Annotated in this window: 5 protein-coding genes and 1 pseudogene; all 6 read left to right on the forward strand. The window is 57.8% G+C overall.

What is annotated here, in order from left to right; genetic code table 11:
• Nucleotides 1-2,798, forward strand: a 2,798-nt coding sequence (locus HQL98_15975) for a cadherin-like domain-containing protein (GenBank protein MBF0273544.1), incomplete at its 5' end; no start/stop codon positions are given.
• A 224-nt stretch (nucleotides 2,799-3,022) separates the two neighbouring features.
• A complete protein-coding gene (locus tag HQL98_15980) occupies nucleotides 3,023-3,469 on the forward strand; it encodes a hemerythrin family protein (protein MBF0273545.1) in 447 nt (148 codons plus the stop codon).
• 41 nt (nucleotides 3,470-3,510) lie between these two features.
• Nucleotides 3,511-5,193, forward strand: a complete 1,683-nt coding sequence (locus tag HQL98_15985) for a HAMP domain-containing protein (protein MBF0273546.1) — start codon at nucleotides 3,511-3,513, stop codon at nucleotides 5,191-5,193.
• Nucleotides 5,190-6,716 (forward strand): annotated as a pseudogene (locus HQL98_15990) (GAF domain-containing protein). The gene HQL98_15985 and the pseudogene HQL98_15990 overlap by 4 nt, the downstream one beginning before the upstream one ends.
• A gap of 566 nt (nucleotides 6,717-7,282) precedes the next feature.
• On the forward strand, nucleotides 7,283-11,656 hold the full coding sequence (locus tag HQL98_15995; protein MBF0273547.1) for a PAS domain S-box protein: 4,374 nt from the start codon (nucleotides 7,283-7,285) through the stop codon (nucleotides 11,654-11,656).
• 59 nt (nucleotides 11,657-11,715) lie between these two features.
• Nucleotides 11,716-12,882, forward strand: a complete 1,167-nt coding sequence (locus HQL98_16000) for a two-component system response regulator (GenBank protein ID MBF0273548.1) — start codon at nucleotides 11,716-11,718, stop codon at nucleotides 12,880-12,882.
• The last annotated feature ends 801 nt before the right edge of the window (nucleotides 12,883-13,683 follow it).

Here is a 13,683-nt window from a genome sequence, read left to right on the forward strand (position 1 = left end):
GCACCTGGACCTTGACCTCCGACCAGTTGAGCGGCCTGACCCTCACCCCCGCAAGCAACAGCGACTCCGACTTCAGTTTGACCGTGACGGCCACCTCCACCGAGGCGGATGGCGGGGATACGGCGACGCAAACCGGAACCATCGCGGTCTCCGTGGCGGCGGATGCGGATACTCCGACCTTGGTGTTGAGCGATGCCTCGGGAAATGAGGATTCGGCCATTGTCTTGAATATTTCGTTTTCTTTGCAGGACACCGACGGATCTGAAGCCCTGTCTGGCAATATTGTCATGACCGATGTGCCCCAGGGTGCAGTTTTGAGTGTGGGGTCCGCCGGCGCGACGCCTGGAACATGGGAGATTCCCCAATCCGCTTTGCAGGTGCAGGCCACCAACGCTCAGGGTCAGCCGGTTTCCTGGACGATTCCCGATTTGACCATCACGCCTCCGGCCAACAGCAATGTTGATTTTAGTCTGGGTTTGCGTGTCTCGACCACGGACGGCACGGATACCTTGACCACCAGTGGGGTCATGGATGTGGATGTTCTGGGGGTCGCGGATGCGCCGACCTTGTCCGCTGCGTTGGGGGATGGGCTGTTATCGGTCTATCCGTTGAACATTGCCGCGGCCTTGACCGATCTGGACGGTTCGGAAGCGATGTCGATCACGGTGAGTGGGGTTCCGGATGGTGTGGCGCTTTCCCACGGCACGAACAACGGACATGGGGTGTGGAGCTTGTCTGCCGCTGATCTGAACGGTCTGACGGTTCATGTTTCCCAGAATCAGACCGCTGATTTCAGTTTGACCGTTACGGCCACCGCCACGGAAAACGATGGACATTCCACCACCACGTCCCAATCGCTTTCTGTGGAAGGGTATCAGCCCACGAATCTGGAAGCCGGAGATGATACGGTCAACACCCAATCGGGCCAGACGGTGACTTACAACATTTTGAGCAACGATGTCAGTCCCACCGGAGCCGCGTTGCATGTGGATTCCATCGGCGCGGTTCAACATGGAACCTTGTCCATGGTGAATGGCAACGTGACCTACACGGCGAATGCCAATTTTGTGGGGAGTGAGACGGTTTCCTACACGGTGTCGGACGCCAATGGTCTGACCGACATGGCTCAGGTCACCTTCAATGTGGGATCGACTGTCAACGTGCAAGAGACATTGGAGAATGGTACCCCCTGGACCGGTTCTACCTCCACGGCGGATGTCACGACCATCAACGCTTCGGATGGTCATGCGGATACTGTCAACGCCGATCTTTATCCCGAAGGGGGTACCGTGACCTTGACCATCACGGCCCAGGCGCCAGGGGGGCATCTGCCCACGCAGTTGGATCTTTATATTCTTCAGGATCTGACCGGTTCCTTCAAGGATGACCTGAGTATCATCCGTGGCAATCAGGACAGCACCAACAACAGTGCTGATCTGGGATTGCTGGATGATTTGGTGAAGGGGGTCAACGGCATGATCGGGGATACCCGTTACGGACTGGGAAGTTTCAAGGACAAACTGGGCGGTGGCAACAATACGGGTTTGATTCACAATCTGAATCTGGCAGCCGACACGACCGGTTCCTATCTGGACAGCACCAAGACCGGCAAGGGGTATGATTCCATGGCGGCAGACGGCGGCACGGCCAACGATGCTCCGGAAGATCAGATCACCGCGCTCAACGATGTGGCCAAAGCGGCCATTGCCGGGCAATACGGTTTCAGGGCTGGGGTGCCCAAGGTGGTGGTCATTGCCACCGATGCCACGGCCCATACCACTCCGACGGAAATCGCTCAGACTGCGGCCAATCTGGCTGCGGCCAACATCATTCCGATCTTTTTGGTGGCGGATGGATGGGTTGACTACGATGAAACCGGATTTTATCAAGATATCGTCGATCAATTTGGACGGGGTGCGGTGGTGGAGTTGACCACTACCAGCAGCAATCTGGTGGATGCGATTCGTGCGGGTCTGGAGACCGCCTTGTCGGATTTGGCCTTGACCATCAGCGGCGATGAATACGGTTATGCTTCGGTGGTGGATCATAGCGCGTCGGCGACCGGGTTGCATACCTGGACGGTGGAGTTGGATGCCTCATTGATGAGCAGTCACAGCGCGGACACCTTGACCATGTGCGTGACCGACGACGATGGCAACGTGCTGAGCGATGTCACCACGGTCAATGTGGCGACGACCATCGATGAGATTTTCGGTACCAACTACAGTGACAGTCTCACCGGGCATCAGGGGGACAACGTCATCAATGGCGGGGCCGGGGATGATACCATTTATGGCCTGGGGGGCAACGACACGCTTTACGGCGGAGATGGCACCGATAAACTTTATGGTGGAGATGGCAACGACACCCTGGATGGTGGCGCTGGCAACGACACCCTGGATGGTGGAGCCGGCAATGACACCCTGACCGGTGGAGCCGGCAACGACATCCTGACCGGTGGAACCGGCAACGATATTTTGGATGGTGGAACGGGTAACGATGTCATGATGGGTAACGATGGCAACGATATCTTCTTGTTGCGTGCCGGTGGCGGCAATGATTCGGTGCAGGGGGGAATGGGCAACGGTTGGACGGATGTGGTGCGGTTGGAAGGAGTCGATGCCATACCGGGTGTGCAGTTGGATCACGTGGGGAACTGGACCCTGGAAACCAGTGCGGATTACACGATGGTGGATGGTGCCATTCAATTCGACGCCGGGGATGCCTCGGGGGTGATCACCCTGTGGGATGGCAGCCAGATCGCCTTTGAAGGCATTGAGCGTATCGAGCGGGTGTGATCCGGTTTTCTTTCGACGCGTTTTGTGTTGTCAAGTGGCGGGTTGCTGATTGGTTGTATGCATGAAAGTTTGTTCATCTTTTTCCACGATCCTGCACGGGCCACCCTGGCCCGTGCAGCGGCCATGATGTCCCTTCGTTTGTTTGCATGATTCCTTGTGTGTCCAATCAGTGGCTGTAGAATGTAACCTGTTGAGGGGTTTCATTCTTGATTGGTGAGGGAAACATGTCTGTTGACCTGATGCAACCGATTGTCTGGCGTGTGGATTTTTCGACCGGGGTCGGGATGATTGATGATCAGCACCGTGTGTTGATTAATATGCTCAACGACGCGGCGACCAAACTGACCGATCAGAGCAGCCTGGAGGAGGTTGGTCGGATTGTGCAGGGATTGGTGAATTATACCGACTATCATTTCAAGACCGAGGAAAGAGCCATCAGCGAGCAGGGATATGACGCCATACGTCCTGCGGATGCGGAAGCTCATATCGGGCAGCATCGGGATTTTGTCGAAAAGGTGATTGCGGTGCGCGAACGGATTCGGAACGGTCATCGGGTTCCCAAAGACGAACTGGTGGCTTTTTTGTCCAGTTGGCTGACCAGTCATATTCTTCATTCGGACAAGGCGTTGGGTGCCTTCATCCTGGATAGGAAGATCCGTGAGTCGCGTTAATTTTCTGGCACGCAGAGTCGAATCGGACCTTGGAGCAGGGCATGCGTTTTGGTTTGCGTGAAAAGATGATGCTGTTTTTGGCCGGAGGTGTGCTCCTGATCGGGGGGGTGACGCTGGTCATGGTCTATTCCGTTCAGGAGCGCATCCAGCTTGAATTGATTCGTTATTCGGTGGAGCGTTATGTCCTATTGCATCGGGAGAAGACTCTGGGAGGGATCCAGGGGGATCTGATTCTGGCCCGGAAAATGGCGGATTCCGAGGTGTTGCGGCGCTGGGTGTTGGATCCGTCCGATGCCCACGCCTCCGGCCCGGCTGTGCGGGAGTTGGGCAGTCTGATCGGTCTTTTTTCTACCCACGTGGCGTTTGTGGCCTCCAAGTCCGCAGGGTATTATTATTTCGCGGATGCCAAGTCCATTGCCGCACTCGACGGTTCCGCCAGGTTGGAACCGACCAAACTCCTGAACACCACGGACAAGGAGCATGAATGGTTTTACAAGACCTTGGCCAATCCGGAACCGTATCATTTCAATGTGGCCCATGATGCGCAGTTGAATCAGACGAAACTTTGGATCAACGTCGTCATGAAAGCCGGCAATGAGGCGGTCGGGGTGGTGGGAACCGGGATTGACATTACTCAATTCATCGAAACTTTCATCAAGGGCAGCGAACAGGGGGTGACGGGTCTGTTCGTCAACGAGGATGGGGCCATTCAGGGGCATGCGGACCCCGCCCTGATCGCCTTGAACGCCCCCATCCAGTCGGAGCGGGCCTCATCGACCATCTGGAAACTGCTGGCCAATGATCAGGAACGATCCGAACTCAAATCGGCCATGAATCGGGTCAAGTTGGGGGGCGGAAGCGATTGGGTGGGCTTGACCCTTCAGGGCACCCCCAGAGTCGCGGGGGTCGCCTATCTCGCGCCGCTGAAATGGTACACCATCGCGGTGTTCGACCGGTCCAGCGTGTTGGGAACCGGATATTTTCTGGTGGTGTTGATCGCCATGGTGGCGGCGATGTTGGCCTCGGTGCTGGCGGTGTTCGAGGTGGCCAACCGGCTGGTGGTGATCCCGTTGCGACAGGTGGCCGATGGAACCCGTCGGGTCACGGAGGGGGATTTTTCGGTACGGTTGCCGGAGCGTCGTTCCGACGAGATCGGCGAAGTGATGGCTGCCTTCAACCGCATGACCTGTCAGATCGCCGAGTCCCGTCGTCTGTTGCAGACCAATGTGGCGACCATTACGGCGGCCTTGCAGCGGGCGGGCGGTCACGAGCAGTTGGCACGGGTTTTTTTCAGCAATGTGGCGCCATTGCTGGATTTGGGTTTGGGAGGGTTTCACCGGCTGGATGGGACACGGGGGGTGCTGGTGGCCTGTGGCGGTTATGCGCGGGCGCGGGGCAATGATGAACTCCTGGAGACCCCGTTGGGTTTTGGACTGGTCGGCCAGTGCGCCATCGAACAGCGGACCATTATGGTGGACCATCTGCCACCGGATTATCCCGCCATCGGTTCGATGTTGGGTTCCGCCCCGCCGACGGTGTTGATGCTGGTGCCGATCATGCACGCGGGAACCTTGCTGGGGGTGATCGAACTGGCGTCGTTCCGGCGGTTTCGGGAAGAGGAGTTGACGTTGCTGGATGGCTTGTTGACCGTGGTGGCCATGTGCATGGAGATCATCGAGCGCAACGAGCGTGGCAAGAGTCAACTCCTGGAGTCTTCGCGATGACCAGGCTTGCGGCCTGGATTGCCCATCGGCCCCGTCGGGTTTGGGTATTGATTGTGCTGTTGAGTGTTGCCGTTTCATTTCTGGTGGAAGAACGGTTGCGGATGCAACTGGAGAAAGATCGACTCACGCTGCTCAACACGGATGTGGAACGCAGCGCCGTGGAACTGCTCGCCTTGACCCTGAATGGCAACTTGATGGGATCGGTGGTCATGCTGGGTTTGATCGATCCCGATGTCAAGCTGGACGCCCTTTCACAACGCACCCTCAACGAACCGAAATTCATATCCATGCTGGAGAGCGTGGGACATTCCCATGGTGCCGAGGGGGTTTTCGTGGTGGGGACATCTGGAGTGGTACGCTCCAGTTGGGACAATTCGGGCAAACCCTCAAGCGGACTTGATGTGCAGTTTCGTCCCTATTTTCAGATGGCCATGAAGGGCAAACAATCGGTTTATGCGGCGGTCAGTCTGGCCACGGGTCGGCGGGCGATCTATTTCGCGGCGCCGGTGGTCAGCGAGTCGAGATCCTCTGCGCCCAAGATCGGTGCCATGGTGGCGCGTACCGGTCCGGAGAGCATCGACCGGTTGCTGGCCACCAAATCGGATCTGGTTTTGCTGCTTTCCCCACAGGGAGTGGTTTTTGCCAGCAACCATGAGGGTTGGGTGGGGTTTCTGGCGGGGGAATCGACGCCGGAACGGTTGAAGTCGATTCGTGAGCTGAAACAATTTGGCAAGTTGTTCGAGACCCGGCAGCCGGACTCCCTGCCCATGGATGTCGAGCCGGGTTTTTCCTGGTTCGAGGGACGGCGTCACGCGGTGGCCAGCGTCCGGGTGCCCTGGAATGATCCCCACGGGGATTGGCGTCTGGTGTTGATGGAGGATTTGACCCGCACGGTGCCCTGGTCGGGTCGCATTGGCAAGATGATCGCCATGGGGTTGGCCGCATTTTTGATGTTCCTGTTGCTCCTGAAACTGTTGCGGAGTCATCACGCCCAGGAGGTGGCGGCGGTCAAGTTGCAGGCCTATGCCGCCCGTCAGGAGGTGAGCGCGGGTCACAAATCCGCTTTGGCCGCCGCTTCGTTGCGTATGCAGCAGGCCAAGGGCGTCGAGGATCTGGGACGGATTTTCTTGCACGAGGCCCATGCCATTCTGGGATTGTTGCAAGGCGTGATCTATGTGTATGACAAACCGGGTTCTGGCGCCATGCGTCTGGTGGCCTCTTATGCCCGGGAGCCGGAGCAGCCGGAAGAGTTGTTGTCGGGACAGGGGCTGCTGGGGCAGTGCGCCGTCGAACGACGGGTCTTGATGTTGGTTCCGCCCACCGGTTATCTCCGGACGATCCGTTCCGGATTGGGTGAGTTCACCCCCGATCGTGTAGTCATGTTGCCGATTTTGCTCAACGATGTGGTGTTGGGTGTGGTCGAGATGGCGATGCTGGGGGAACGGGACGACGAGTCGGTGGGCATGCGCGAGGAGATGGTGGCCATGCTCGCCTTGAACCTGGAAATCCAGCGTCGCAACCGGGATGCCGAACAGTTGTTGAGCGCCACCGCCGAGGCGGAACGGATCAAGGCGGGTCAACTGGTGTTTCAGCAGGCCTTGGTGGATACCATTCCCTATCCGGTTTTCTACAAAGGGGTGGATACCCGTTTTCTGGGGTTCAACCGGGCCTACGAAGAGACGTTCAATACCGAGCGTGATCAATTGATCGGCAAGCGGGTGTTGGATCTGGACTATCTGCCGGAGGCGGATCGCGTGGCCTATCAGACCGAGGATGAAATGGTGATCGCCACTGGCACCACAGTACGGCGGGAGGTTCCCATGCCTTATGGGGATGGTTCCACTCGGGAGACGATCTATTACGCATCCGGTTTCCGACTGCCGGATGGCAGTCCGGGAGGCATGGTGGGTACGTTCATCGATATCAGCGATCTGCGCAACGCGGAACGCAAATTGATGCGCATGTCGGATGTCGGTTTTCACAGTTTGGCCAAGAGCTGCCAGGAACGGATCCACGCACTCAAGATCGAAGTCAATGAACTGGCGATGGCCGCAGGTCGGACACCGCCTTATCACTTGGAGTCCGAGTCATGACGCTGTTGTTGACTCTGCTGGAACGACGCCAGTTGCGTGGCAAACTGGCGTTTGGATTCGTGGGTTTCCTGGTGGTGACCTTGGGGCCGTTGTTGTTTTATCTGTATTCCGAGAATCTGTTGGGCCATCGGATTCCGTTTTGGCTGTTGGCCGGAGGGGGATGCATCGGGACTTTGCTGGGTTGGTTCATCGGCATTTCGATCCGACGTCCCACCGAGCGGTTGCGGGATGCGGTGGAGCAGTTGGCCGCGGGGCAGTTGGACATCGAGGTGCCCAACACCGATCATCCCAACGAGATCGGGGCGTTGGCCCGTTCCATCGCCGTGCTGCAAACCGGTGCCCGGGAGATGGAAGCCCAACGCTGGGTCAAGGTCAATCAGGCCGCCATCTCTTCGGTGTTGCAAGAGGCCACCGATTTCGCCGATCTGGCCCGCAAGTTTTTGTCCGGGGTGGCGCCGCTGCTCCAGATCGGTCATGGCGCTTTTTATCTGCACGAGCAGGGTCGGTTGCGTCTTTTCGGGGGTTATGCTTTTCGGGAACGCAAAGGGTTTCATCCGGTGTTCGAGATCGGCGAGGGGCTGGTGGGGCAGTGCGCCCTGGAAAAAAGTCCCATCGTGGTCGTCCGGCCTCCGGCGGACTATGTGCGGGTGGGGTCCGGGATCGGCGAGGCGGTGCCCCGCGCCATCATGGTATTGCCGGTGCAGCGTAACGATCAGTTGTTGGCCGTGGTGGAATTGGCCGCTTTCGTGGCTTTCGACGTGCATCAACAGGCGTTGCTGGATGGATTGATGCCCCTGCTGGCCATGAGCATCGAAATTCTGGATCGCAATCTGCGCACCCGCCAACTGCTGGAAGAGACCCGGCAACAGGCCAGAACCATGGAAGCGCAGGCCTCCCAACTGGCCGAGCAGACCGTGGAGTTGGAAGAACGACGCAACGCGCTCCAGGCTACGGAAGAGTGGTATCGGGGCATCATCGAGTCCGCGCCGGATGGTATGCTGGTGGCCGAGCAGGATGGGGTGATCATTTTGGCCAATCCACGCATTCATGCCATGTTCGGTTACGAGGAAGGGGATCTGGTGGGACGGCGGATCGAGGATTTGGTCCCCGATGCCCTGATCGACGAGCATCCGGTCCTGCGGGAGGCGTATACCGCATTGGGTGTGTCACGTCCATCCCAGGTGGGTGGTCGGGATTTCATGGGCATGCGCAAAGATGGCGGGGAGTTTCCGGTGGAAGTTTCCCTCTCCCGGCTGCCGGCTTTGGGAGGGCGCGGTATCTGCATCTGCGCCTCCCTCCGGGACATCACCCAGCGCAAGGCCGCCGAGGCGGCGATCCGGGACAGCGAAGCCTACAACAAAATGCTGTTCCAGGAGTCGGCGCGTCCGATTGTCATCTACGATCCGAGCGGGGAAGGGTTCATCGACTGCAATCCGGCGGCGGTGCGCATGTATGGGTATGCCAGTCGGGAGAATCTGCTGGGCAAAAGCCCCATCGATGTCTCCGCGCCGGTCCAGTACGATGGCATGGATTCCAGAACCGCCTTCGAGCAGTTCGATCTGACCGAATTGAACAGTGGTCCCCAGGTGTTCGAGTGGCGTCATCGCCGTCCCAACGGGGATGTCTGGGATGCTCAGGTCCATATGATGCTGTTCCAGTTCCAGGGACGGCAGTTGTGGCAGTTCACCCTGGACGACATCACCGAAAAGAAACGGGCCGGGGAGGAGATCGAACGTCAACGGGCCACCCTCGGCGCCTTGATCGACTCGATTCCGGATCTGATCTATTACAAGGATACGGAAGGCATCTATCTGGGCTGCAACATCGCCTTCGCCGAACGGCTCGGCAGACCCGTGGAAGAGATCGTCGGACGCAGCGATTATGATGTGTTTTCACCGGAAGTGGCGTTTTCCATCCGTCAGGGGGACCACGAGGTGATGGAGTCTTTGGTGCGGCACTCCGTGGAGGAGTGGGTCGATTATTCCGATGGCAAACAGGTGTTGCTCGATACGGTCCGGGCGCCGTTTTACAACGGTCAGGGCCGTTTGTTGGGACTTTTGGGCATCGGTCGGGACATCACCGAACGCAAGGCGGTGGAGCAGGCCATGGCCGAGGCCCGTCGGGCCGCCGAGGATGCCACCAAGGCCAAAAGCGATTTTCTGGCCAACATGAGCCACGAAATCCGTACCCCCATGAATGCCATTATCGGCATGTCCCATTTGGCGTTGCAAACCGCTTTGGACAAGAAACAACGCAACTATATCGACAAGGTTCACCGTTCCGCCGAGAATCTGCTGGGCATCATCAACGATATCCTCGATTTTTCCAAGATCGAGGCCGGAAAGATGTCCATGGAGCAGATCGATTTCCGTCTGGAAGATGTCATGGACCATCTGGCCAATCTGGTGGGCATCAAGGCGGAACACAAGGGTCTGGAACTGTTGTTCGACGTGGCCCCGGAGCTGCCCACGGCTTTGGTGGGAGATCCGTTGCGTCTTGGACAGGTGCTGATCAACCTGGGAAACAATGCGGTCAAGTTCACCGACAAAGGCGAGATCGTCATCGGAGTGGAAAAGGTCGGCGAGGGGGATTTTGGGGCGGAGTTGCATTTTTGGGTCAAAGACTCCGGCATCGGCATGACCGAAGAACAGTTGGGCAAGATGTTTCAGTCCTTCAGTCAGGCCGACTCTTCCACCACCCGCAAATATGGGGGAACCGGTCTGGGGTTGGCCATCTCCAAGAATCTGGTGGAAATGATGAATGGCCGCATCTGGGTCGAAAGCGTGGTGGGGCAGGGATCCGGTTTTCATTTTCACGCCCGGTTTGGCCTGCAATCCAATCCCATGCCGCGTCGCATGTTCCGCGCCGACGAACTCACCGGATTGCGGGTACTGGTGGTGGACGACAACGCCGCGGCGCGGGAGATTCTTTCCACCATGGCGCGCAATTTCGGCCTGGAGGTGGATGTGGCCTCGGATGGTCAGGAGGCTTTGTCATTGGTGGCCGGGGCGGAACTCAAGGGACTGCCGTATGATCTGGTGCTGATGGACTGGAAAATGCCGTTGATGGATGGGGTGGAGTGTGTGCGGCGGGTGCAGCAGGAAGGAGTCGCTCACCCCCCCTCGGTGATCATGGTGACCGCCTACGGTCGGGAGGAGGCCCTCAACGAGGCCCAGCGGCGGGGGGTGGAGGTGAGGTCCGTGGTGACCAAACCGGTGACTCCGTCCATGCTGCTGGAGACCATCGGCGAGACCTTGGGCCGGGGCACGGTTGTGGAGACCGGAGCCACCGACAAACCGGATTCCCATCAGGAGGCTGTGGCCAAACTGCGTGGCGCCCGGGTGCTGCTGGTGGAAGATAACGACATGAACCAGGAGTTGGCCATGGATCTCCTGAGCGGGGTGGGCATGGAGGTGGTGGTGGCCGGAAACGGGCAGGAGGCCTTGGATCGCCTGCGTGCCGATGATCGTTTCGATGGGGTGTTGATGGACTGTCAGATGCCGGTGATGGATGGTTATACCGCCACCCGGGAGATTCGCAAGAATCCGGCCTGGGATCGTCTTCCGGTGATCGCCATGACCGCCAACGCCATGGCCGGGGATCGGGAAAAGGTGATCGCGGTGGGCATGTGTGATCATATCGCCAAGCCTTTGGATGTGGAAGAGATGTTCGTCATCTTGTCGAAGTGGATCACGCCCGCGGTGGCGGTGCCGGCCTCGACTCCCGTGGTGGGTTCCCGGGGGAGCGGGGAGGATGAGATTCCTCAGGATGTTCCGGGTTTGGATGTGCAGTCGGGACTCAAGCGCATGGTGGGCAAGAAGGGGTTGTATCTGTCGATGTTGCGCAAGTTCGTGGCCGGGCAGAAAGATGTCCCGGAGCGGATCCGGGAAACCCTGGCCGACGGCGACCGGGAAAGCGCCGAACGACTGGCTCATACCCTCAAAGGCACAGCCGGAAATATCGGCGCCAGTGGGGTGCAGGCCGAAGCGGCTTTGGTGGAGAGCGCCATCCGGGAGAATCGTGATCCGTCGACCATTCTGGCTTTGGTGGACACGGTGGAGGGGCAGTTGGATGCCCTGATCGGGGCTTTGGTGGCGGTGATGCCCGGAGAGACGGTGGTGGAGAGCGCTTTGGTTGTTCAGGCTCCGGTGGATTGGGAGGCCTTTTCCGACACGGTGACGACTTTGGCCCGCTTCCTGGCGGAGGACAACTCGGAGGCCACGGATCTTTGGGAAGAGCAGATCGGGGCGTTCAAGGTGGTTTTGCCCGAGCAGTGGCATGCGATTGGAGAAGATATCCATGGTTTTGATTTTGAGAGTGCTCTGAATCGATTGCGCGTTGCGGTTGCGGTGCGCGGATTGGAATTGTAAAAAGAGTGCGTTTGTGCTGGTCGGTTTAAGACCAACCCCTTTTTTTGGGAATCCATACCATGAATCCTGATTCCGAACTGGTGACCCGCGCCACTGTGCTGGTGGTGGACGATACCCCGGACAACCTGTCTTTGATGAGCGGGTTGCTTAAGGAACTTTACAAGGTCAAGGTGGCCAACAGCGGGGAACGGGCCTTGAAGATTGCCCTGTCCGATACGCCTCCGGATCTGATTCTGTTGGACATCATGATGCCTGGCATGGATGGTTACGAAGTGTGTCGTCGGCTCAAGGGGAATGTGGCCACACGGCACATTCCGGTGATTTTTCTCACCGCCAAGGCCGAGGTGGAAGACGAACGGCGGGGATTGGAGCTTGGGGCGGTGGATTATCTCACCAAGCCGGTGAGTCCTCCGATTGTCATGGTGCGGGTGAAAAATCATCTGGCCCTCAAGGCCTCGACGGATTATTTGCGCGACAAGAACGATTTTCTCGAACAAGAGGTCGGCAAGCGCACCCGCGAGGTGATGGCGATCCAGGATGTCACCATTCTGGCCATGGCCTCCCTGGCCGAGACCCGGGATTCGGACACCGGCAACCACATCCGACGTACCCAGTATTATGTCAAGGCCCTGGCGGAGGGGTTGCGGGATTATCCCCGTTTCGCTGCGGTACTCAACGATGCCAGCATTCACATGCTGTTCAAGTCGGCCCCACTGCACGACATCGGCAAGGTAGGGATTCCAGATCGGATCCTGCTGAAACCGGGTCGGTTCACCCCGGAGGAGTTCGAGGTGATGAAGACCCATACCACCTTGGGACGGGATGCCATCGATCATGCCGAGCGGCAATTGGGCATGAGCGTGGAGTTTCTCGGCATGGCCAAGGAGATCGCCTATTCCCATCAGGAGAAATGGGACGGCTCGGGTTATCCCCTGGGTCTGGTGGGCGACGCCATCCCCTGGACCGCCCGTTTGATGGCGGTGGCCGATGTCTACGACGCCTTGATCAGTCGACGGGTCTACAAGGAAGGCATGTCCCACGAAAAGGCCGTGGGCATCATGCTGGAAGGACGCGGCACCCACTTTGATCCGGATGTTCTGGACATGTTCGTGACGCTTCAGGAGGAGTTCCGGGCCATTGCGCGGCGTTTCGCGGATTCGGATTCCGATATGGCGCGCAAGAAAGAGCAATTGGAGAGGATTACGGGAGAGGGGGGATCGATTTGAGGGGAGATCCCCCGGTTCCGCGCTATTTTATTGCTTGGGTAAAAAGTGGGAACATCTTCTGGGGTCTCGAATGGACCATGAAGCACGGTTGAGACGTTGAAATCCCACCATGCCGGGGGGCCGGTGGTCACAATGCCGGATCAACCGTATGAGTCGAGGCGTCAGCAAGAGGAGTCATCGATTGTTGGATGTCTTATTTTAGAGATTGGTTTTGTATATCCATAGATTCATTGATGATTTTCTCCCAGTCAGCTAACAGGGTTAACTTTCGACTGTATTTCCCATTTCGGAATCACCAGACAGTCTCTGAGATGCTATTTGGTGATTCCGGATCGGGCCATAAAACGAACGACTTGAAGTGATTTTCCGCAAGATTTCCGCTTTGCCGCATGTGATGGCACCTCAAAATCTTGTAACCCTGAATTACCAAAGGGAGCATTCCCCGTTTGTTGTCAACGGCGGTTTCTGGTACGGGTTCCAGCCTCTTATCTCAATCGAGACCGGTTCTGTGCGATGTTGGGCAAGGCAAACATGCTACAGGCCGCATCAGATCTGAAGAAACCGATTTCGAACAAATTGATTGGTCATTGATAAACGGGGAATGCTCCCGATCTCGAAGGTTTGATTCTCTTTTTGTAGGTGCTGGTTCTCTTCAGCCAGTGCCAGAAACAAACTCTATGATCTCCTTCATTAGTAAGATCTTATTTTTCTTGATTTTTATCATTATCTATGCATGCGCGAGCTAATTCGGGCCTCCTCAAAAAGCCCCCACCGCGATCATGGGTTTACCCTGTGGTAGCC

The organism is Magnetococcales bacterium (assembly GCA_015231755.1).
Classification (GTDB): domain Bacteria; phylum Pseudomonadota; class Magnetococcia; order Magnetococcales; family Magnetaquicoccaceae; genus Magnetaquiglobus.